The 21,199-nt window shown below is 65.2% G+C and carries 26 protein-coding genes; 10 read left to right on the forward strand and 16 right to left on the reverse strand.

The genetic code is table 11. The annotated features are described in order from the left end of the window. Positions 1-17 precede the first annotated feature (17 nt). Together ACX3PH_RS10105 and ACX3PH_RS10110 are read left to right on the forward strand one after the other, a co-directional pair. Positions 18-398 (forward strand): nuclear transport factor 2 family protein, encoded by a 381-nt coding sequence (locus ACX3PH_RS10105; protein WP_459092406.1) that lies wholly within the window; start codon positions 18-20, stop codon positions 396-398. A gap of 40 nt (positions 399-438) precedes the next feature. After that, positions 439-1,110, forward strand: a complete 672-nt coding sequence (locus ACX3PH_RS10110; RefSeq protein ID WP_459092033.1) for an NUDIX hydrolase — start codon at positions 439-441, stop codon at positions 1,108-1,110. Between the two features lie 61 nt (positions 1,111-1,171). Here ACX3PH_RS10110 and ACX3PH_RS10115 read toward each other — a convergent pair whose 3' ends face one another. The 9 genes from ACX3PH_RS10115 to ACX3PH_RS10155 form a co-directional block, all read right to left on the reverse strand. Then, positions 1,172-2,605, reverse strand: a complete 1,434-nt coding sequence (locus tag ACX3PH_RS10115) for an MFS transporter (RefSeq protein ID WP_459092035.1) — start codon at positions 2,603-2,605, stop codon at positions 1,172-1,174. Between the two features lie 144 nt (positions 2,606-2,749). Then, the gene (locus ACX3PH_RS10120) at positions 2,750-3,532 is read right to left on the reverse strand and encodes an SDR family NAD(P)-dependent oxidoreductase (protein WP_459092038.1); all 783 of its coding nucleotides are present in this window, start codon (positions 3,530-3,532) and stop codon (positions 2,750-2,752) included. Next, positions 3,522-4,157 carry a VOC family protein gene (locus ACX3PH_RS10125; protein ID WP_459092040.1) on the reverse strand — a complete coding sequence of 212 codons (636 nt, stop codon included), beginning with the start codon at positions 4,155-4,157 and terminating at the stop codon, positions 3,522-3,524. The genes ACX3PH_RS10120 and ACX3PH_RS10125 overlap by 11 nt, the downstream gene beginning before the upstream one ends. Next, positions 4,141-4,854 carry a response regulator gene (locus tag ACX3PH_RS10130; RefSeq protein ID WP_459092042.1) on the reverse strand — a complete coding sequence of 238 codons (714 nt, stop codon included), beginning with the start codon at positions 4,852-4,854 and terminating at the stop codon, positions 4,141-4,143. Before ACX3PH_RS10130 ends, ACX3PH_RS10125 begins: the two co-directional genes overlap by 17 nt. Beyond that, the gene (locus tag ACX3PH_RS10135; protein ID WP_459092044.1) at positions 4,847-6,133 is read right to left on the reverse strand and encodes a sensor histidine kinase; all 1,287 of its coding nucleotides are present in this window, start codon (positions 6,131-6,133) and stop codon (positions 4,847-4,849) included. Before ACX3PH_RS10135 ends, ACX3PH_RS10130 begins: the two co-directional genes overlap by 8 nt. 5 nt (positions 6,134-6,138) lie before the next feature. Next, positions 6,139-6,969: a hypothetical protein gene (locus ACX3PH_RS10140; RefSeq protein WP_459092046.1), complete on the reverse strand. Its 831-nt coding sequence runs from the start codon at positions 6,967-6,969 to the stop codon at positions 6,139-6,141. Between the two features lie 23 nt (positions 6,970-6,992). After that, a complete protein-coding gene (locus ACX3PH_RS10145) occupies positions 6,993-7,922 on the reverse strand; it encodes an ABC transporter ATP-binding protein (RefSeq protein ID WP_459092048.1) in 930 nt (309 codons plus the stop codon). A 171-nt stretch (positions 7,923-8,093) separates the two neighbouring features. Further along, entirely contained in the window at positions 8,094-8,636 is a 543-nt protein-coding gene (locus ACX3PH_RS10150; protein WP_459092050.1) for a GNAT family N-acetyltransferase, read from the reverse strand. Next, positions 8,633-9,355, reverse strand: coding sequence for a hypothetical protein (locus ACX3PH_RS10155; RefSeq protein WP_459092052.1), 723 nt, complete (start codon positions 9,353-9,355; stop codon positions 8,633-8,635). The genes ACX3PH_RS10150 and ACX3PH_RS10155 overlap by 4 nt, the downstream gene beginning before the upstream one ends. A 220-nt stretch (positions 9,356-9,575) precedes the next feature. Here ACX3PH_RS10155 and msrA point away from each other — a divergent pair, with 220 nt between their 5' ends. Both msrA and ACX3PH_RS10165 read left to right on the forward strand, forming a co-directional pair. After that, positions 9,576-10,100 carry a peptide-methionine (S)-S-oxide reductase MsrA gene (gene msrA, locus ACX3PH_RS10160; RefSeq protein WP_459092054.1) on the forward strand — a complete coding sequence of 175 codons (525 nt, stop codon included), beginning with the start codon at positions 9,576-9,578 and terminating at the stop codon, positions 10,098-10,100. 64 nt (positions 10,101-10,164) lie between these two features. Next, positions 10,165-11,445 (forward strand): MFS transporter, encoded by a 1,281-nt coding sequence (locus tag ACX3PH_RS10165; protein WP_459092056.1) that lies wholly within the window; start codon positions 10,165-10,167, stop codon positions 11,443-11,445. 24 nt (positions 11,446-11,469) lie between these two features. Here ACX3PH_RS10165 and ACX3PH_RS10170 read toward each other — a convergent pair whose 3' ends face one another. Beyond that, positions 11,470-13,638, reverse strand: coding sequence for an elongation factor G-like protein EF-G2 (locus ACX3PH_RS10170; protein WP_459092058.1), 2,169 nt, complete (start codon positions 13,636-13,638; stop codon positions 11,470-11,472). Positions 13,639-13,814: 176 nt separating this feature from the next. Further along, positions 13,815-14,177, reverse strand: a complete 363-nt coding sequence (locus ACX3PH_RS10175) for an NAD(P)-binding domain-containing protein (RefSeq protein WP_459092060.1) — start codon at positions 14,175-14,177, stop codon at positions 13,815-13,817. Positions 14,178-14,284: 107 nt separating this feature from the next. Here ACX3PH_RS10175 and ACX3PH_RS10180 point away from each other — a divergent pair, with 107 nt between their 5' ends. Next, positions 14,285-14,650 (forward strand): cupin domain-containing protein, encoded by a 366-nt coding sequence (locus ACX3PH_RS10180; protein WP_459092062.1) that lies wholly within the window; start codon positions 14,285-14,287, stop codon positions 14,648-14,650. A 146-nt stretch (positions 14,651-14,796) separates the two neighbouring features. Next, the gene (locus ACX3PH_RS10185) at positions 14,797-15,138 is read left to right on the forward strand and encodes a hypothetical protein (RefSeq protein WP_459092064.1); all 342 of its coding nucleotides are present in this window, start codon (positions 14,797-14,799) and stop codon (positions 15,136-15,138) included. Between the two features lie 9 nt (positions 15,139-15,147). Here the strand turns inward: ACX3PH_RS10185 and ACX3PH_RS10190 are convergent, their stop codons facing one another. After that, positions 15,148-15,999, reverse strand: coding sequence for an alpha/beta fold hydrolase (locus ACX3PH_RS10190; RefSeq protein ID WP_459092066.1), 852 nt, complete (start codon positions 15,997-15,999; stop codon positions 15,148-15,150). Between the two features lie 12 nt (positions 16,000-16,011). Continuing rightward, positions 16,012-16,488 carry an SRPBCC domain-containing protein gene (locus ACX3PH_RS10195; protein WP_459092068.1) on the reverse strand — a complete coding sequence of 159 codons (477 nt, stop codon included), beginning with the start codon at positions 16,486-16,488 and terminating at the stop codon, positions 16,012-16,014. Positions 16,489-16,504: 16 nt separating this feature from the next. Here ACX3PH_RS10195 and ACX3PH_RS10200 point away from each other — a divergent pair, with 16 nt between their 5' ends. Further along, positions 16,505-16,831, forward strand: a complete 327-nt coding sequence (locus ACX3PH_RS10200) for an ArsR/SmtB family transcription factor (RefSeq protein WP_459092070.1) — start codon at positions 16,505-16,507, stop codon at positions 16,829-16,831. A 42-nt stretch (positions 16,832-16,873) separates the two neighbouring features. After that, entirely contained in the window at positions 16,874-17,275 is a 402-nt protein-coding gene (locus tag ACX3PH_RS10205; protein ID WP_459092072.1) for an MmcQ/YjbR family DNA-binding protein, read from the forward strand. A gap of 23 nt (positions 17,276-17,298) precedes the next feature. Here the strand turns inward: ACX3PH_RS10205 and ACX3PH_RS10210 are convergent, their stop codons facing one another. Together ACX3PH_RS10210 and ACX3PH_RS10215 are read right to left on the reverse strand one after the other, a co-directional pair. After that, positions 17,299-17,565, reverse strand: coding sequence for a hypothetical protein (locus ACX3PH_RS10210; RefSeq protein WP_459092074.1), 267 nt, complete (start codon positions 17,563-17,565; stop codon positions 17,299-17,301). A gap of 27 nt (positions 17,566-17,592) precedes the next feature. Next, the gene (locus ACX3PH_RS10215; RefSeq protein WP_459092076.1) at positions 17,593-18,537 is read right to left on the reverse strand and encodes an NAD(P)/FAD-dependent oxidoreductase; all 945 of its coding nucleotides are present in this window, start codon (positions 18,535-18,537) and stop codon (positions 17,593-17,595) included. A gap of 90 nt (positions 18,538-18,627) precedes the next feature. On the opposite strand from ACX3PH_RS10215, the gene ACX3PH_RS10220 reads away from it, so the two are divergent. Further along, a complete protein-coding gene (locus tag ACX3PH_RS10220; protein WP_459092078.1) occupies positions 18,628-19,218 on the forward strand; it encodes a helix-turn-helix domain-containing protein in 591 nt (196 codons plus the stop codon). Between the two features lie 10 nt (positions 19,219-19,228). On the opposite strand, the gene ACX3PH_RS10225 is transcribed toward ACX3PH_RS10220, so the two are convergent. Further along, positions 19,229-19,951 (reverse strand): TetR/AcrR family transcriptional regulator, encoded by a 723-nt coding sequence (locus ACX3PH_RS10225; RefSeq protein ID WP_459092080.1) that lies wholly within the window; start codon positions 19,949-19,951, stop codon positions 19,229-19,231. Between the two features lie 105 nt (positions 19,952-20,056). Between ACX3PH_RS10225 and ACX3PH_RS10230 the strand changes: the two genes are divergently transcribed. Continuing rightward, positions 20,057-21,091, forward strand: coding sequence for an NAD(P)-dependent alcohol dehydrogenase (locus tag ACX3PH_RS10230; RefSeq protein WP_459092082.1), 1,035 nt, complete (start codon positions 20,057-20,059; stop codon positions 21,089-21,091). Positions 21,092-21,199: the final 108 nt, after the last annotated feature.

Consider the following 21,199-nt stretch of genomic DNA (forward strand, 5'->3'; position numbering starts at 1 on the left):
CACAGATTGGTGACGTGATGGACGACAAACCGACGCGTGCAGTTCTCGAGGGGTTCCTGAAAGCGTTCAACGATCACGACCTGGATGCCATCATGGGCTATTTCGCGGACGATTGCGTCTTCTACATGCCGAGGGGTGCGAAGCCTCGCGGTGATCAGTATCGGGGTAAGGCGGAGGTTCGCGCTGGTCTGGCGAAACGGTTCCAGGGCATCCCCGACGTGCACTATGGGAACGACCAGCACTGGTTCTGCGGCGACGGTCTCGGCGTATCCGAGTGGACGCTCACCGGTACCGCAGCCTCGGGCCAGCAGATCGAGGTGCGCGGGGTCGACCTCCTGGAGTTCGACCAACACGGCAAGATCACACGCAAGGACTCGTTCTGGAAGATCCTGGAGTGATTGGGCGGGGGTCGCGCCTCCGGTGAATATGCTGGCAGGCATGGCCCGTTCCCGCTTGGACGCCCGCGCCGAGTTGCTCGCGTTGGCACGGCGCGGGCTCGACTGGGAAGCACCCGAACGCGACCGCAACGCGTTGGGCGGGGCCAGGCGGGCGGCCGTGCTGGTGCTCTTCGGCGTGCTGGATTCGGTGCCTGCGGAGTCGCCTGGGCGGGTGCCCGGTGACCTGGACGTGCTGCTTCAGCGCCGAGCAGCCACCATGGGCCACCACCCCGGGCAGATCGCGTTCCCCGGCGGAGGGGCTGAGCCCTTCGACGCCGATGCAACGGCAACCGCATTGCGCGAAACCGTCGAGGAGACCGGACTCGACCCCACCGGGGTCGAAGTGCTCGGAACCCTCCCTGTGCTCGGGATCCCGGTCAGCAACAACCTGGTCACGCCGGTGCTGGCATGGTGGGAACGTGTTTCGGAGGTCGCGGCGGTAGACCATCGGGAGGCAGTGGAGGTATTCCGGATGCCCGTAGCTGACCTGCTCACACCAGCCAACCGGGTAACGCTGGTGCTGCACCAGGACGGCAAGGTGTTCAACTCGCCGGCCTTCCAGGTCGGAGACATCCTGGTGTGGGGGTTCACGGCGCTGGTGCTGGACCGGATGTTCACGGCGCTGGAGTGGACGGTGCCATGGGACGACCATAGAACGATTGGACTTCAGTAGGCGACGAGCCCTGAACAGAGTCAGTGGGGCACGGCGGGATTCGCGGTGCCCCACTGCTCAGTTAGGCCGCGACTTCCGATCTGGCTGGTTCTGGCGCTGCGACGGCGATAGTTTTGAGGGCTACCGCCACTACTGCGGCTCCGATTAGGGCGATGATGGCTGCGCCGACGAAGGCCGCGGAGTAGCCGTCGGTGAGCGCGGGCGCATCACCGGCTGGGCCGGTGAAGATGGCTGCTACTGCGGTGAGGGCGGCGAGACCAATTGCTGATCCGATCTGGTAGCTGGTGTTCACCAATCCGGCTGCGACGCCGGTTTCCTCCGGTCGTGCGCTGGAGATGGCGGTTCCTAGTGACGGTACGAAGGCCAGGGCCATTCCGAGTGCCGCGAGCAGTGACGCTGGAAGTACGTCGACCGCATAGTTGCCGTCCGGTCGCGCGAATGCCAGCCAGACCAGGCCGGCGCTCAACAGGAGGAGGCCGCTGACGATCATCGGCTTGGCCCCGAATCGGGCTTGGAGCCTGGGGGCCAGGGCGATCATGCCGACCACGATCAGCGCGGTCATCGGCAGCAGGGCGGCTCCGGATGCGAAAGCTCCTGCTCCGAGGACCTGCTGAAGATATAGGTTCAGGAAGAACCACATGGGAATCCATGCTGCACCGAGGAGCAGTTGGGCCAGGTTCGCTGCCCCGAGTTGCGGCGCCTTGAAGATGCCGAGGCGAAGGAGAGGCTGCCGGCTACGCGCCTGGATGGCGAAGAACAGGAGTAGCAGTGCGACGCCCGCGATGAGAGCGGCCAACGTTTCCGTCGCCATCCACCCGACTTCGGGCGCACGAACGACACCGTAGACCAGGGCGGTGAGGCCGGTCGTGCCGGTTACTGCTCCAGCAACGTCGATCGATCCGGTGCGCGCCGCCGGTATGGCCGGCAGGGCGAAGGGGGTCGCAACCATCACCAGCAGGGCGATGGGGATCGTGATGTAGAACACCCACGGCCAGCTGGCGTACTCGGTGAGCACTCCGCCGAGGAAGACGCCCGCGGTTCCACCAATCGGTGCGGCCGCTCCGTAGATGGCGAATGCCTTCGGCAGGTCACGTGTTCCGCCGAAGAGGGTCATCAGCAAGGTCAGTGCGGCCGGGGCGATCATGGCGGCACCCACGCCTTGCACGGCCCGGCCGGCGATCTCCACCGCCACCGTGCTCGCCGCTCCGGCGAGCACGGAACCGACGAGCAAAGCCGCCCAACCGCTGATGAAGATCCTTCGTGCGCCGAAGAGGTCGGATAGCCGGCCTCCGAGTAGTAGCAGTCCCCCGAAGGCCACCACGTAAGCGTTGAACACCCAGGACAGGGACTCGGGGGTGAACCCGAGTTCGCGCTGGATGTCCGGTAGGGCAACGCCGATGATCGACGTGTCCATGATGACCACGAACTGCGCGGCGGCGATGAGGGCCAGGCCCAACCATCGCCGCCCGCTACTGCGGTCTGTTAGCGAACTCATTTCTGCTCCTTGATCAAGACCGGACACCATACCCGGTGGGGGTATCAATATATACCCCTAGGGGGTATCCCCGTCAAGAAGAGATTTGATCCAACCAGTCCGGGTTGTGGACGGGCGGATATCCGCTTGCTGCTTGGCAGTTGGTCAATAGTCGGATGTCGCGGAAAGTCCGCCATCGACAATCAGTTCTTGCCCGGTCATCGACTCGCTCGCATCGGACAGGAGGAACAGGCAGGCACGCGCGACAGCATCCGGCGAGATGAGTTCTCCGAGCGGAGAAGCGTTGCGCCACCGAGTAACGCCGTCCGGCCATGACTCCCCAATTCCGGGGCGGGAGAGCAAGCCAGGGGAAACCATATTGACGCGGATGCGGTGAGGGGCTAACGCGACGGCCGCGCCTCGGCTGAGCGCACCGAGTGCCGCCTTCGAAGCGGCATAGTGGATCTGGTCGCTCGGCGACCGCTGCGCGGCAATTGAGCCGATGGACACGACGCTACCGCCGCCCGAGCGGATCATGGCCGGCGTGATCAGCTGGATGCAGCGCGCCGCCGCGTAAACGTTGATTATCATCACGTCCTCCCAGTCGCTGAGGTCGAGATCCGCGAAGTCGCGCGTCGGGTAGATTCCGGCGTTGTTCACAAGCAGGTTCGCCGTGAATGCCGGCCCGCCCGGTTCGAACATCGCGTCGATCGATGCTTCATCCGCCAAGTCGGCGAACGCCGTGGTGACGGTCGTCCCGAAGGCAGCGTGTAGCGATGTGGCCAGCATCTTCAGCGAAGCGGATTTCTGGCGCCCGTGGAGCACCAGGTCTGCGCCAGCGTCGGCCAGCGCGCGCGCCAGTTGGGCACCGAGCCCGCCCCCGGCACCCGTGATCAGGGCGGTGCGTCCCGCCAGAGGCTTTGCTGTGCTGTCGTCTTCAGAGCTCATAAGGACCAGACTCCGGGTCGCCGGGTGTCCACTCCGCGTGCTGAAACCCTTCGAAAGTCATCCCTTCCAGGAGGCAGACATCGCCCAGCGATCGCTCGTAGAACTTCACGTGCGTGTAGTCGGAGAAGAGCTTGTAGACGGGCATGCAAAACCTGCTCTGGAACTGCTGTCCGGTCAGTGCTTCGCGGTGTTCCTCCACGAATTCAGCGAAACCCGCGCCGACGGTAAAGCCCAGGTGTTCCAGGCCCATTCGGTAGACACGCTGATGGTATGGCGGGATGAGTTCGATGAGGGGGATACTTCGGTCTGCGGTGACGCGGAGGGGGTCTTTCAGCACGATCTTGGAGATGGGCCTCCCATTCCAGACGTTTTCGAGGTTCGCGGTCGCGTAGGTTTCGATTTCCCTTCGCGCTTCAACGTACTCGCGCCACGTTGCCGTCCTCACCGCCAGATGGCTGATCGAGAATGTCGAGGTATCGATCCCGATGTGAGTGCATTTCTCCACTTGTTCATCGAAGAACTCCACCGCTGCGGCTTCCAGTCCGGCTCGATCAAAAGTGAGTGATTGCTGCATGACGGTTGTCTCTTTCCGTTCGTGTGCGTCAGTATCAGGCCTGTGAATCATGCTCACCCTCCGCGGCGGTTACCACTCCGCTTTCGTAGCCGAGGATGACGGCGTGGATCCGATCTCGTAGTCCGAGCTTCAACAGGATGTGTCCGACGTGCGTCTTCACCGTGGACTCGGAGAGGTGGAAACTGCGGGAGATCTCGGTGTTGGTGAGCCCACGCGCGATGGCGGTGAACACCTCCCGCTCCCGTTCGGTCAGTGAGTCGAGCGCCCGACTCTGTGCCGGTCTCCTATCGGTGGCCGACCCGTCGGGAAGCTGATCGCCGAACAGGTCGAGCAGCCGCCGGGTGACTCGCGGTTCGACGACGGCATCGCCACTCGCGACCGTGCGAATCGCGTCGATGAGTTCTGCGGGACGGGCATTCTTCAGCAGAAAGCCGCTGGCACCGGCGCGCAGGCCCGCGAAGGCGTACTCGTCGATGTCGTAGGTGGTCAGGATCAGCACCCGTGTGTCTGGATGCCGCTCGGTGATCAGGGCGGTCGCCTGGATACCGTCGACCCCGGGCATCCGCACGTCCATAACCACCACATCTGGCGCGAGGGCGGCGACTGCGCGCACAGCCGAGGCCCCGTCGTCCGCCTCGCCGACAACGGTGAATCCCGTATCACCCTCGATAACCATGCGAAAACCAAGGCGGATGAGCGGTTGGTCATCGACCAGAAGCACCGTAATGCCCGTCGGGTCGTCAGTCATGTTGCTCTCCTTGTTGAACGTCGTGGTGGGTGCCCGGGTGGGGGAGAGTGGCGAGCACTTCCCATCCACCGAGGGGACGCGCGCCCGTCTCGACGTGGCCGCCGAGCATGACTGCTCGTTCCGTCATGCCGATGATGCCGCGACCTGAGCCGTGCTTCTCTGCGAGCCCGGCATCGCGATGATGGCCGTTGTCTATCACGGACACTGTCGTTGTGTCATCGGAGTGCACGATCGTCACGTCGACACTGGTCGCATTCACCGCGTAGCGCAGCACGTTGGTGAGGGACTCCTGCACGATCCGGTAGGCCGTCAACTCGAGGGCAGGGTCGTCGGGAGCCACGCCGCTGACGGTGAACCTGATCGGGAGATCGGCCGCGCGGAAACGATCGATGAGATCGGGCAGATCGCGACTGCCCGGCGCCGGTCGACGCTGATCATCCGGCGCTGAGGTCTCTGGCAGCACGCTGAGAACGCTCCGCATGTCAGCGAGTGCTGAACGGCCCGTCTCGCTGAGTTGCTGGAGTGCCTGCTTGGTAACCGTCGGGTCCCGGTCGACTGCGGCGATCGCGCCATCGGACAGCGCGACCATAATCGACACGCTGTGCGCGACGATGTCGTGCATCTCGCGGGCAATACGGGAGCGTTCGGCGAGAGTTGCGATCATGGCCTGGCTGTCCCGTTCCCGGACCAACTGCTCGGCGCGCTGCTCGAGGCCGCGCAGCCGGTCCCGTCGGGCGTAAGTGAGAGATCCGAAGAGGATGGCAATGAGGGAGAGCAGCGCGAAGATGAGCAGCAGATTCGAGTAGTCGTATTCGCCACCTGCAGCCTGCAGCGGAAACCAGACGGCCAGGCCGGCAGCAGCGAGGGCCAGCGCGCCGATGCCGCTGAGCCACGCGGTCCGTGGCTTGCGGAACGCCGCAACGGAGTACAGCGCGATCGGCACAGCCAGGATGTCGTTGTTGGCGTCCAGGGACCAGGTGACAACGGTCGTGAGAATCGCGACAGCGACCAGTATCCCGAGTGGCCGATAGCGGCGGAAGAGCAGGGCCGCTCCGGTGAGAACCGCGACGACAATGTGCCAGACGGTCGAGTTCGGGTCGCCCAGCATGAGGCCGTAGACCCGGCTGAGAACGAGCGACACCGTGTAGATCCCGGCGACGGCCCAGTCGACTAGCCAGGGGTGGGATTCGAAGAAGGAACGCCTCGGCTCCCACTCCACACCAGCGGCGACCGCCGCGGGAGATGTGGAACCTTCCCGACGGCGGTCACTGCCTGGCATCCGCACTAGACGTCTCGTCTCTTCCACCGCAGTCCGGCGATCACACTGGTGACCGCGACCCATCCAAGAAGGATCAGCAGACCGCTCACGACCGTGCCCGACCCGACCACGTCGGCGGGCTGGATCATGAGCATAGCGGCAGAACTCGGCAGCATTTGGGAAAGCGGGACACCGATTACCGGGATGAGTCCGATCACGCTGGGAGCGATGAGTACCAGGGAAAGGACTACTCCGGCAGCCGCCGCGGTGTTGGAGAACAGCGACGCCAACGCGGTGGCGACGACAGCAATCAGGGCCAGGGACAGTGCGCCGCCGGCGATGACCTGCAGACCGGCTACCGTCCACAGCGAATCACCCATACCCAGTGCCGCGAGGGCCGGCTGTGCGACCAGGATGGCACCGAGGCCGCTGGCGAGCCCAACGGCGAACCCGACCACGCCGCTGAGCAGGAGCTTGGCGACGAGAACGGGCGTGCGGCTGGGCACAGCCGCCAGCGTGACGTTGATCAGGCCCGATCCGCGCTCGCCGCTGACCAGGAGCACGCCCATCAGGGCGATGAGCGATTGAACCAGGATGAAGACGAACATCAACACCTGGAGGCTGGGCTGCTCGCCAAAGTTTTCGACGATCAGCGCCCGTGGGTCGGCGCCTTCCAGCGGCGAGACCAGGGCGATGAGCGGGACGGTTCCGGCGAACAGGGCGGCGGCGCCGACCGTGGGGATGGCTGTCCAGATCGGGGCGCGTACGGACGTTGCTTTGATCCATTCCGATCGCATCAGGCCGCGAAAGCGCACGCGCTCCGTTGCGGGGTGATCGGTGAGTGTTGCAGTTGACATTCTTGTTTTCCTTTTCGTGAGCTCTAGTGGGATGAAGCGGTTTGGGCGACGGATGCCGCGCGGTACTGCACCGAGGATTCGGTGAGCGAGAGGTACGCCTCTTCCAACGAGGTCGTGTGAGTGGTGAGCTCATAGAGCCGGGCTCCGATCCGGCTGGCGGCGCTGGCGATCTCTGGCGCCTCCAGTCCGACGACTTCGAGGTGATCGGATGCGACGGTCGTCACCGTGACGTCAGGGGCGGCGATCTCGGATGCCAAACGTGTGGCATCCGGGGTGCGCACGGTGACCCTGGCGTCGCTGGTAGCTGCCAGGATCTCGTCCAGCGGCGCATCCGCAATCAACTGGCCCCGGCCGATGATGATCAGGTGGTCGGCGGTGAGCGACATTTCGCTCATCAGATGCGAGGAGAGGAAGACCGTTCGGCCTTCCGCCGCGAGGTGTCGCAGCAGTTTCCGCACCCAGATGACGCCATCCGGGTCGAGCCCGTTGATGGGTTCGTCCAGGATGAGCGTCTTGGGGTCGCCGAGCAGCGCTGCGGCGATGCCCAGGCGCTGTCTCATGCCGAGCGAGAAGGACCCCGCCCGTCGGCGAGCCACCTCGGTGATGCCGGTCAGCTCCATGACCTCCTCGACGCGGGTGCGCGGCAGGTCGTGAGTGGCGGCGATGGCCCGCAAGTGTGCCCGCGCATTCCGGCCCGGCTGCAGGTTGCCTGCGTCGAGCAGCAGCCCCAGTTCGTGCAGCGGGGCAGCGTGCTCGGCAAACGCCTTACCGTTGATTCGGGCGGTGCCGGCGGTTGGTCGGTCGAGGCCCGCGATCGAGCGAAGCGTTGTGGTCTTGCCGGCGCCGTTCGGGCCGAGGAAGCCGGTCACCCGGCCGGGCTGGACCGTGAACGAGATGTCGTCCACGGCGGTGGTGGCCCCGAATTTCTTCGTCAGGGCGGTTACTTCAATCATCTGAGTTCTGCTTTCGTGTCTTTCGGAACCGGTTTCGGAACCGCAGAAACGAATCTAGAAATCATGGAGGTTGAGGGAATCGGAGCCTGGTACCGGCTTTTTCCTGGCCTCGTACCGAGGTACTAGATCGCCGGAAAGACGAAACGCCCGCCTCGAAGGGCGGGCGTCTCGCTACTTCTCGAAGATGATCTCGAGACCGTCGTCGTCATCCCATTGTTCGCCCACTTCCGCGAACTCGAATTGCTCGATCAGCGCCAGCGATGCCGCATTGTCCGGGCTGATCGTGGCTCGGACAACGTTCACTCGTTGGTCGTTCTTCGCCGTCTCGAGGAGGATTTCGAGGGCGGCACGGGCGTAACCGCGGCGGCGGTGGGCTGGGTCGACCTGGTACCCGAGCTCGACCATGCCCCGATCATCCGGTGCGCCATGGAAGCCGGCCGCGCCGACCGCCGTATTCGTCTTCGTGTCGATGACGATTCGGGTGATCCAGTCGGCATCTGCAGGCTTGGCAACAACCTGCTCGCTTCGAATCCGCCAAAGCCAGAGGCAATTGTCACTCAGCAGGTAGGGAGACAACGTGATGCTGGACAGTGCGGGTGCTGTCTGCGGCTCGTCGCCACCGAGCGCACGCAAAACGGCGGCCGGAATTCGCGCGAGCTGGAGTTGCAGGGGGCTGGACGCCGCGGATACCCACGGCTCGGCGGTGACCGTCATGCGTTTATCTTCGCATCCGCGAACGGCTGCGCGTGAGAGTTATTGCCGTTGCCGGGACGCTGGCGCACAGCTCCCCAGACGATCCACCCGGCGACCAGCGCGAGCAGTAGTGCGCCGGCGGACTGCGTTGGCAGGCTGCTGCCCGTCGTGGCCTGCCCCAGGACGACGCCCAGGACGTAGAACGTCACTGTGCCGATCATCCACACCGCACCCGCCGACTTGGCGACCGTTCGCGAGCGCAACATGGCGACACCGAACAGGATGTTCCCCACGAATGCCAGAAGCAGGCCGACCATGAAGGCGACGGTCATGGAATCTGGAAACTGGAGCTGCATGACATCCGTGACCCCATTCAGGTACAGCTGACCGATTGCCGGTGTGACGAAGGTGGAGATCGCGGCCGGGATCAGCAGCAGGGCTTGCCCGGTGACGGTGAGAACCATGGCGCTGAGGGCCAGCCCGCGCGCACGAGTCCTGGAGAGATACGCGCCGAGGGCGAAGAACCCGAGGATGGCGAGGATCGTGCCACCGGTGCTGCCGAGCAGGTGGCTGACCAGGTACGAGTCCGTGCTGACGAACTGGGCCCAGGCTTCAGGATCCCTGGTTTGGTCGGGTTGGGGTTCGAGAGACGACCAGGCGGTCAGTACGCCATAGGCCGGGAGGGCTAACAGGCCGGAAACGACCCAGTTGCTTCTCGTTGGGACATTTGCATCAATCAAGTGACTACTCTTCCTTCGTTGCTTTCGGAACCGGGTGCGGAACCGCAGGTCTGAACCTAGGAAGCTTTGTCATCGCCAGAATCGGAGCGTGGTACCGACTTTGTGACCCGGCTCGTACCCCGGTGCTAGACAGGTTTGATCAGCTCGGGAACAGCAGAGAGGCATACGCTGTTCTCACTAGCGTCGGTGTCACAGAGCATTTGGTACAGAGGAGAAGACGATGGCTGCAACAACCGAAACCGCAATCCTGGCCGGCGGATGCTTCTGGGGCGCTCAGCAACTGCTCCGTGAGCGTCCGGGGGTCATCTCCACCCGCGTCGGATACTCCGGCGGAGACACGCCGAATGCCACGTACCGCAACCACGGCACCCACGCCGAATCGGTTGAGATCGTGTTCGACCCTGCCCAGATCTCGTACCGCGACATCCTCGAGTTCTTCTTCCAGATCCACGACCCGACGACAAAGAACCGTCAGGGCAACGATGTCGGCATGAGTTACCGTTCCGCCATCTTCTACAGCAACGATGAGCAGAAGCGGGTCGCCGAGAACACGATCGCGGATGTCGACGCGTCAGGCTTGTGGCCCGGACCGGTTGTCACCGAAGTAACTGCCGCCGGTCCGTTCTGGGAGGCTGAGGACGAGCACCAGGACTACCTGCAGAAGTACCCCGAGGGCTACAACTGCCACTACGTGCGGCCAGGCTGGAAGCTTCCGCATCGGGAAAGTGAAGCCGCGGCGAGCTGACCCGGTGCGCGGGTTCGCAGTAGATACGCAGCCACGGGCGGCCTGACCCGGTTTACCGTCGAGTATGAGCGATCGCTCGGCGGCGCGGCGCGTCCAGCGCATCTACTTGACCCTTCTGTTGGGCAACACGCTCGCGGCGTCCTTCATCTGGGGTATCAACACTCTTTTTCTGCTCGATGCAGGCTTGTCGAACTTCGAAGCGTTTGCGGCGAACGCCTTCTTCACCGCTGGCATGGTCATCTTCGAGATCCCGACCGGTGTCGTGGCCGACACGGTCGGACGGAAGGCGTCTTACCTGCTGGGGACGATCACGCTGTCGGTCACCACCGCTCTCTACTGGATGCTGTGGGTCTGGCATGCCCCGTTCGTCTGGTGGGCGATCGTGTCCGTGCTGCTCGGTCTCGGCTTCACCTTCTTCTCTGGAGCGGTGGAGGCCTGGCTCGTTGACGCGCTGACGTTTCACGAATACACCGGCAGCCTGGAGACGGTGTTCGGCCGCGGTCTCGTCGTGACCGGCATCGCGATGTTCACCGGATCGGTGCTGGGCGGCGTGATCGCCCAAGCGACCAATCTCGGGGTTCCCTTCCTGGTGCGCGCCGGAGTGCTCGTCTTCATGTTCGTGTTCGCGTTCCTTGCCATGAGGGATCTCGGCTTCACGCCAGACCGCTCGCAGGGGCCGCTCACGGCGACACGGGACGTGCTGAAGCAATCGCTTGAGCACGGGCTCCGGAGGCGCTCGGTGCGTTACGTGATTCTTGCGGCACCCTTCGCCTCCGGGGTCGCCTTTTACGCCTTCTACGCCCTTCAGCCCTACCTGCTGGAGCTGTACGGGGACGAATCGGCATACTCCATTGCCGGCCTGGCCGCGGCGGTGCTGTCCCTGTCGCAGGTGGCCGGCGGAGTGCTGGCGCCCCGGATCCGTGGTCTGTTCGCCAAACGGACGACCACGGTGATCGGTGCGTCCCTCGCCAGCGTCGCAGCGCTCGTGGTCCTCGGCTTGAACGACCTCTTCTGGTTTGGCATCGTTGCGCTGGTGGTCTGGGGGTTCGTGGCCACGGTCGCCGAGCCGGTTCGGGCGGCCTACCTCAACGACATGATCCCGTCCAGGCAGCGTGCGACCGTGCTCTCGTTCGACTCGCTGTTCGGCAGCCTCGGCGGAGTGGGCATCCAACCCGCCCTCGGCCGCGCTGCCGACCTCTGGGGCTACGGGACGTCGCTGGTGATTGGTGGCGCGGTCGAGCTGATCGGGATCCCGCTGTTGTTCGCCAGTCGCCGACAGCACGAACCCGCTGACATGAACAGGGCTGGCACCGATGCCCTCCCGGCCGCGCCTGAGGCGCCGTGACGTGGCGTAGGCCAAGCCTGGAACTCACGGATGCACGTTGGCCTTGGACGGCACCGGTTCGTGTCGCAGGTGGCTGCGGCGGAAGCCGCCGGTGCCGGCGGTCAGGGCGCGAAGCTCAGGCGCATAATGCAGGAGTTCGGCATCCGGAACCTCGGCGCTGATCTCGGTGCGCTCGCCGCCGGTCGAGGACGTTCCGGTCAGGCGGCCGCGACGGGAGGACAGGTCGGTCATGACGGCGCCGACATAGCCGTCCGGCACGCCGATCGTGACCACCGAGACCGGTTCCAGCAACTGGATGCGGGCCTGGGATGCAGCCTCGCGCAGGGCCAGCGCTCCCGCGGCCTGGAACGCGGCGTCCGACGAGTCGACGCTGTGCGCCTTGCCGCCGACGAGCGTCACGCGGATGTCCACCACCGGGAATCCGGCGGACACCCCTCTCTGCATTTGCTCCCGTACGCCCTTCTCGACTGACCCGATGTACTGGCCGGGGACCACCCCGCCGACGACTTTGTCGACGAACTCGAACCCGGCCCCGCGAATGAGCGGTTCGACCTCGATGTCGCAGACGGCAAACTGGCCGTGGCCGCCGGACTGTTTGATGTACCGTCCACGGGCGGATGCCGGCGCGGTGAAAGTCTCCCGTAATGGCGTAATCACCTCCACCGTCTGCACCTTCACCCCCTGGCTGCGCAGTCGGTCCAACACCACTTCGGCGTGGGCTTCACCCATGCACCAGAGGATCAGTTGATGGGTTTCGGGGTTGCGTTCAACCCGCAGTGTCGGGTCGACCGCCGCGATCTTGCCCATGCTCCTGGCCAGGGCGTCTTCATCGCCGTGCGACGCCCCGCGAACCGCCATCGGCATCAGCGGCTCTGGCATGTCCCACGCCTCCACCAGGAGCGGCCGATCCCGGTCCGACACGGTGTCGCCGGTCTCGATGCTGCCCAGCTTGGTGAGGGCGCAGATGTCGCCCGCCACGCAATGCGGCACCGCCCGCAGGCTGGAGCCGAGCGGTGATTGCAGGTGCGTGACCCGTTCGTCGCTGTCGTGGTCCTGATGGCCCCGATCCGCCAGCCCGTGTCCGCCGATGTGCACAGCTGAGTTCTCGCGCAGTGTGCCGGAGAACACCCGCACGATGCAGACCCGGCCCAGGAACGAATCAATGGTGGTGCGCACCACCTCACCGACCAGCGGCCCGGTTGGGTCACAGTTGAGCGGTGGCACCGGCGTGCCACTGAGATCCGTTACCGGCGGAACTGTCCGTTCGACCGGAGACGGGAACGCCCCGGTCATCACCTCCAGCAATTCCGAGACGCCCACACCGGTGTCAGCGGATGTCGCCAGCACCGGGAAGAACGCCCCACCGGCGACCGCGGTCTCCAGGTCACTGATCAGGATTTCTGGACCGATCTCCTCCCCGCCCAGGTAACGGTCCATCAACGTTTCATCCTCGCTCTCGGCGATGATGCCCTCGATGAGCGTGCCCCGTGCCGCCTCGGAATCGGCGAGTTCGGCGGAGCTCGCCGGTCGGGTGGCGGGCCGGCGGCTATCCGCGTAGTCCGACACTGTGCCGGACAGCAGTCCGAGCAATCCGGTGATCGCCCCCGCCGTACGGATGGGAAGGTGGAGAGGGAGCACGGAAGCCCCGAAGGCTTCCTGGCACGCGGCCAGGACCGCCTCGTAGCTGGCTCGCGGGTGATCGGTCCGGCTGATGACGACAGCGCGCGGCATCCCGACACGATCGCATTCGGCCCACAGGGCCGTGGTTGCAGCATCGACGCCGTCGACGGAGGACACGACGAACAGCGCCGCATCCGCTGCACGCAACCCGGCACGCAAGTCGCCGATGAAATCCGCGTAGCCGGGAGTGTCCAGCAGGTTCACCTTGATCTCGTTGACTGCGAACGGCAGAACTGACAGCGCAACGGAGCGCTGCTGGTGCACCTCGGACGGGTCGGAGTCGCTCATCGTGGTGCCGTCCACGATTGACCCCATGCGCGTGATAACGCCCGCGGCGGCGAGCAGCGCTTCGGCGAGCATCGTCTTCCCGGAACCCGAACGCCCAACGAGCGCGATATTGCGGATCTGTTCCGTATGGTTCGCCCAGACCCCCGGCAACGCTTCGACTCGATGAAGCTCCGAACTGTCCCGGCCCGAACCCTTCGTCGTGCCGTTCGCACCTTTCGCCGACATGAGGACTCCCTGCGCCGCCAATCGCTGGATCGTATGAGTAGATTTGACACCCTGGGGCGACCCGGCGGCAAGGGGCACACGGCCCGCCAACCGCGGCCATTGCCGACGCAGAACGAGCAGAAGCGCGTCGCCGAGGACACGATCGCGGATGTCTTTGGACGCTGTCCCTGGAACCGCTACGCGGCGGCGCCGCCATGGTCGGGGCGGGCGCGGGCGACCACCCGTCCGCGAGCCGAGTTGGGGAAGCGCTCGAGCATGGCCCGAACTTCGGCGGCGTCGACATCCGCGCCGAACAGTTCGGTGTGCGGTTCCAGACGGATTCCTTCAGCGAGGGGTCCTGCGATCACGGGGTCGAAGCGGAGTGCATCGACCAGGGCGGCAACCGTTGCCAAGTCGGCCGGGTCATCCCCGGCGATGGCCAGGGCCTTGCGCCCGGGCTCACCGGCCGGACGAGCCTCGTCATCCAGATCGTGGTAACCCATGTGGTTGAACGCCTTCACCACCCGGGAGTCACGAAGGAACGCCTTGTTCTCAACCATGTCGTTCAAGCTTTTCACATTTGTCTGCATACCCGCGTTGGAAGCCGAAACGGAGATCCATCACGTCGTGCTGTGAGTATCCTCCGAAGACCTCCTGGCGCTAGACAATGAGGCTTAATCTGCAGGCGACCGGGCCGTCCGGGTCGGTCATCGACGTCCGATATCGAGGAGTGGTGATCGTGGCGCAACCGCTGGAAACAGGATCGTTTGAGAAACCTGATGATGTACGGGAGGGGGCGAATTGGCGCCTCGAACTAGTCAACCTGGCGGGCGGCGCTCAGGTCGGCAGGCTCACGCTGCAGCCTGGCTGGAGATGGTCAACGGACGTCAAACCGGTGGCCGGGACGGAGATGGAGGCGGGGCCGGGAGATGTCATCTCGCTACCACCGGGGCATGATGCCTGGGGGGTCGGCGACGAAACGGTCGTCGTCGTGGACTGGCAGGGAGCATCCGTTTGGGCGGCGCCTCGCTGAGCCGGTCGGCTGAATTCGCGTCGCCGCCCTACCCGAGAAATCCCTGCATCGCGCAGTCCGGCGATGACCGTCGGCTTGGCATCCGTGCCCCGCTGCCGTGTTAGGCGGCATCGCTACGCGACCGCGAAGGGTCTGCCTGTCGACGGGTGTCATGGGAGGCTCCGCTCAGCCCGGAACCGAGTGGCGCACGCGAATGGGCGGGTGAGGTCGAGCGCCTCATCGATGCCGGTGACCGTGCCGGTGCACTGAAGCTCTACCTGAAGGACATGCCGCCGGAGATCCTGGAGGCCGTGCAGAGTTTCCCTCCCATGATCGAGCAGGCCGGAAGCCTCCGGCCGGACGCGGAATCACTGGCGTGGGCGGAATCGGTTCCCCATGCTGCCAGCTGGAGGCGCACAGCAGGTGCGCAGCACACCTGGCAGCCGGACTCCATGGCCGAGGAGCTGGCAGGTTTCATGCGCACGCTGGGAAGCCCGAAAGCCTCGTGACGGACGTGCTTAGGTCCGAACGGAGTGGAGCCAGGTTCTGAGGAGTGGCAGCACGACATCGCTGTGCATCGCGGTCAGGTGGTCGCGGTCGGGGAACAGTTCCACGCTCCACCCTTCCGCCTCTAGTTGTGCCCGGTGCTCAAGGAGCGGAGCGGCGATGCGGACGGTGACGTCGCCCCAGTTCGCGCCGTAGGCGATCTCGTCATCGGCGCCGGCATAGGCGAGGCGCGGGACGGTCAACCCGCGCGCCGCCTCGTTGTCGTCGAACCCCTGCAACGCCTCGTACAGGGTGACGAACTGGCCGGTTTGCGCGGCATCCGTCTGGATTTGCACGGAGTCCCAGTCGCCCGGCTCGACCGCCACCTGGTCGTTCCCGGGCTGCTTGGGAGCCGTCGATAAGGCGTGGGCGGCCCGCGTGACGGCGAGCATCTCGCGGTACGGCCCGTCAACCGGTGGGTAGCCGCCCATGACGAGGGCCCACAGCCGCTGGGTGCGCAGGGCAAGCTGCAGGCCACACAGCCCGAGCCAGGAGTACCCGGCATAGGCGAACTGACCCGCACCGACGGCGTCGGCGATGGACAGAAGGTCGTTGCTTAGGGCGTCGGGAGTGAGCGTCCTCTCGGCGGGGTGCGCCATCCGATGCGCCTCAAGGTCCGCGGTGATCACCCGGAAACCGGAATCGGCGAGCCCGTCGGCGACCACCTCACCGGCGTCGGGTTCCGCGCCCCACGCCCGCATCTTCTCTGCCGTCTCGGGCTCCACCGGGGTCGTCCGCGTCGGGATCAACACCGCGGGTCCCTCACCGCGCACGACCACGTCGATGAGCGAGCCGTCATGCAGCGTGGCTCTGACTGATGCCATCATCGCCTCCGGCTACTGGTAGAAGCCCTCGCGGAGGTTGATGCCGTGTTCCAGCCAGGCCTTCATGGCGGCGAGCATGCCGGTCCAGCCTTCGCAGTTGCCGAAAGCGGTAGCCGCACCATCGGTGGTCGGCTTCCAGGACGACTCGGTGATTGTCACGAGGGTTCGAGCGCCGTCATCGATGGGTTCGAACTCGAAGGTCGTCGTGGTCTTGCCATCCTCGCTGGTGGTTTCCGTTCCGCGCCACTGGATCACGATCCGCCGGGGCGGGTCCGTTTCGAGGACGGTGACCGGGAATCGTCCGGGGAAGTCGTGGAAGTCCCAACTGACTTCGGTACCGGACTCCAACCGGCCGCGCGCGCCACCGGTGGTGAAGTACTTCGACAGTTGCTCCGGGTCGGCGACAGCCTCGTACACCTCGGCGCAGGGCCGCCCGATGCGGCCGGAGACGTTGAAGCTGAGTTCTTTGAGTGAATGGTCGCTATTCATGTGGTAATTTTACAACATGTTGGATGCGGGAAACAAGGCTTCGGGAGATGACCTGGTTTTCAAGGCTCTCGCCTCGAGCACCCGACGGCGGATGCTCGATGTGCTGAAAGACGCTCCGCGCTCGACGGGTGCACTGTGCGCCCAGCTCCCGGAGCTTGACCGCACGACGGTGTTGCAGCACCTGCGGGTACTGGAGAGGGCCGAGTTGGTGACCGGCCGCAAGGTCGGGCGGGAACGCCAGCTCAGCCTGGCGCCGTTGCCGATCAAGCGGATCCACGACCGCTGGATCGGGGAGTACGCCCATGCCGCGGTCGAGCTGCTGGATCGCCTCGACCGCGGCTGAGGGCAGCGTGCACAATAGTGCTGAGAGAGCGGGGAGCTCACGATGACCCATGAACTCATGTTCGAGGACGACGACCCTGTGCTGGCCCGGGTGCGCAGCATCGCGCTGGCGCTGCCGGAGGCCCAGGAGAAGATTTCGCACGGGCGCCCGGCATTCTTTACCCACAAGGTGTTCGCCTACTACAGCGGATCGCTCAAGGTCGATGGCGAGTGGGTGCAGCATCCACAGTCGCTGGTCGTCCAGGCCGATACCGCAGAGCGCGAGGTCCTGCGCCGGATGCCCGGATCGTATGTGCCGGCCTATCTCGGTGTGGCCGGCTGGACGGGTGTTGACCTGGATGGCGGCAGCGACTGGGACGAGGTGACCGAGTTGATCGAGGAGTCGTATCGGGTGACCGCGCCCGCCAGGCTCGTCGCCCTGCTCGATCTCCCACGAGGCCCATAGGGGTTCGAAGAGCCGGCGTCAGCTCACAGGCTCCGAGCGCGGAGCTTTCCGTAGATTCGCATCAGCTGGGGTACCACCAGGTACACCGCGACCGGCACGATGAGCACCGACAGCACCAGGGCGCGCAGAATCGGATGCCAGTCGCCCGAGAACGGGGCGATCGCGAGCATTCCCAGGGCGACCAGCGGAAAGATGGCGATCCAGGTGATCACCGCCCTGACGTGTACCGAGGGTGGCGCGTTGGTGACGCGTGCGGGCTCTGGTGTGGGAGTGGGGTGAATGGTTTGCATTGACGTTCCGTTCGGTTAATGAAGGTGTTATTCGGGGGAGTGGTCGGTGGATGCGGCGTCCATATCGAGCTGCAGCAGCCATCCGTTGATCGCCATGGCGCTGGAGCTGCCAGCCCCGGCAGCCGTGATGACCTGGGCGTTCGCGTTGACGACGTTGCCAGCCGCCCAGATGCCAGGCACGCTCGTCTGGCCCGCCGCATCGACGGCGATGAACCCGGTGGCCGGGTCGGTCTCGCAGCCGAGCGAGTGCAGGATGCCGTCGGCCGGGTGAGGACGCGGCGCCACGAAAACTGCCTCACAGGCGACGGTCGACCCGTCGGTCAGGGCGACGCCGGCCAGCGAACCGTCCTTCCCGACGAAGCCGGAAGCGGTGCCGTCGATGACGCGAGCGCCGAATGCCTCCAGACGATGGCGGTCCGGCGGCGTCAGCATGATGCCATTGGTGACGAAGGTGACCCGGTCGCTGTAGCGAAGGAGGAGGCCCGCCTGCTTGAGCGAGAGCGCCGGTGCCGGGCCGCCGATGACGACGATCGCCTGGCCGCTCACCTCGAACCCGTGGCAGTACGGGCAGTGGTGCACCTGCGAGCCCCACCGCTCACGGATGCCGGGGAGATCGGGCAACTCGTCTCGCAGGCCGGTCGCCACCAGGAGAGCCCTGGCAACCTCGACTTCGCCGCTGTCGAGGGTCACCTCGAATCGGTCATCCGCCCGGCGCTTGACCGCAGACACGGTGGCGGATGCGATCACGCCGCCGTATCCAGTGACCTCCCTCCGGCCCACGGCCAGAAGCTCTGCGGGCGACATGCCGTCCCGCGACAGGAACCCGTGCATGCGCGATGCCGGCGCGTTGCGCGGCTCCCCGGCATCGATCACGAGCACCTGTGCCTGTGCCCGCGCCAGCACGAGACCGGCACTCAGGCCGGCGGCTCCTGCGCCGATAATGATCACGTCATGGTGCGTTGTGCTTGTCATCGTCACCACCTCCACGAATACGGTGTCACCACCGGCGCCGATTGTGGGAACATTGTTGCCAAAACCGGGATAACTTGATTCGATGGTGCCATGACCGCCACCCCACAGATCGAGAGCGCGCTGAGCCAGATCGCGCCCCGCCTGCGCCGAGCCCGCGAGAAGAAGGACCTCACCCTCGCGGATCTCGCCAAGGCGACCGGCATCTCCACCAGCACGCTGTCCCGGCTGGAGTCCGGGCAACGGAAGCCCAGCCTGGAACTGCTGCTCCCGATAGTGGCCGCGCTCGCGGTTCCGTTGGACGAGATCGTCACTGCGCCCCGGGTCGAAGACCCCCGCGTACCCCAGGCCTCCACCCGCCGGGAGGGGCGCATCCTGACGCCCTTGTCCCGTCATCAAGGCGAACCTCAGGCGTTCAAGGTGACCATTCCGGCGACGGAGCGCGAACCTGAACTGCGCACCCACACCGGGTACGAGTGGTTGTTCGTGCTATCCGGACGGCTTCGGGTGGTCATCGGCGAACACGACATCGTGCTTGCTGCTGGCGAAGCCGCCGAGTTCGATACCCGGAACCCGCATTGGTTCGGCGCTGCCGGCGGGTCTCCGGTCGAGATTCTGAGCATGTTCGGCAAGCAGGGCGAGCGCATCCACCTTCGTGCTCGACCCAAGCCGGGCACCTCATGACAGGGCCCGACTACGATTCCCGTTCGGCTGCGTGAGCTGAATCCAGTCCATCGAGGATGAGCTGGAGCCCGAACTCGAACTCGTTTCCGTAGGCGTACCAGGGCTGGAGCACCAGTGTCATGGCCATCTCGGTCAGATGGGGGAAGTCCTCGGCCATCCGCTGCTGGCCCGCCATGATGTCCTCGGTCGCCGCGCCAATGTCCCCTGCCTCATCGAGCGGAAGCGAAACCTCCTGCATCGCGAACCCGCGCACATAGCTGTCCACGATCGAGAGGGCGTGCCCGACCATCGGCATCGAGTAGCCGGCATTCCGCAGGGTGGCGATCATCGCGTCGTGGTGGCGAAGGGTCGCCTGCGTCGTGCGGGCATCCAGCAGGGCGATGGCCCACGGATGCCTGACCAGCACTTCTCGCGAAGACTCGGCGCGTTCACGGAGCGCTTCGCGCGCGTTCATGCCAGCGGATGGCAAGGCGATCTCGCCGACGACGGCACCGATCATGCCGTCGATCAGGTCGTCCTTGCTGGTGAAGTGGTAGTAGAGCGACATCGCTTCCACGCTGAGGTCGGCTGCGAGCTTGCGCATGCTGAGCGCCGCTATTCCACCGGCATCCGCCATGGCAATGGCGCGTTGCACCGCCCGATCCCGGGTTACCGGCTTCCGCGGTGCCGCGGACTTCGCTTTCGGCGTTTTCGACGGTTCGGCTTGGGACGGTGCGGCTTTCGACGATGACACGGGACTCCTAAACTTCTCTGGTGCTGCCTTACATCGTATGGTACATTGTTCTCGTGACCTTACGTCGTATGGTTACTCTACCTATCGCACTCGCCAGGAAGGGCAATGTCAGTGAATGAAGCATCAGGCTCCACCAGTGTCACCAGCAGGGGGCCGAAGACCGCCACCATGATGGCAGTCGTCCAGCACGCCTACGGTTCGGCCGACGTGCTCGGCTATGAAGAAGTCCCGCAGCCGATAATCGCTGCCGACCAGGTGCTCGTGCAGGTGCGAGCGGCAGCAGTCAACCACGCCGACTGGGTGTACGTGAGCGGCCGCCCGCTCATCGCCCGGCTCGCGTTCGGACTGGGCAAGCCAAAGGATCTGGTGCGAGGCAAGGACGTTGCAGGTGTGGTCGTCGCCGTGGGCCCGGATGTCACCGGTTTCCGTGTCGGCGATGAGGTGTATGCCGAGGTGGTTGCTGGAGCGTTCGCCGAATATGTTGCGATTCCGGAGAAGTTACTTGGCCACAAGCCGAAGAACCTCACCTTCGACCAGGCGGCCACGGTGCCGCTCTCCGCACGAACCGCACTGCAGGCACTTCGTGACGGTGGCAAGGTGAAGGCCGGTGACAAGGTGCTCGTCAACGGAGCATCCGGGGGAGTGGGCAGCTACGCCGTGCAGATCGCGAAGGCCCTGGGCGCCGAGGTGACCGCCGTGTGCAGCACGAGGAACGCCGACCTGGTTCGTTCCCTCGGCGCCGATCATGTCATCGACTACACCGCGGAGGACTTCACGTCGGCTGAGAGGGGCTACGACGTGATCCTCGACCTGATCGGAAACCATTCGCTGAAGCGGTTGCGGAGGTCGCTGTCCCGCAACGGGATTCTCGTGCTCTCGAGCGGAACCGGAAGCGCCGTTTTCGGCCCGATGGGCAGCATCCTGAAGGCCATGGTGGTGTCGCCGTTCGTCAGCCAGACACTCGGCGTCTTCCCGGCCGTCCTCGGCGCGGAAGCCCTCGACCAACTGCGAGACCTGGTCGAATCAGGCAGCGTCACGCCGGCGATCGAACGCAGCTTTCCGTTGAGCGAGGTGCCGGATGCCATTCGTCACCTGGTCGAGAAGCACGCGCGCGGGAAGATCGTCATCACGGTCGGGTGATGGTCCACACGGCGACTGAATACCCCATTTCGGGCAATGTGACCGCAGCGTTCGACGGATGGCATCCGGCATGCTTATGATCTCTGTGACATCGTTGATGCCCTCGCA

It is taken from the genome of Homoserinimonas sp. A520 (assembly GCF_054489245.1).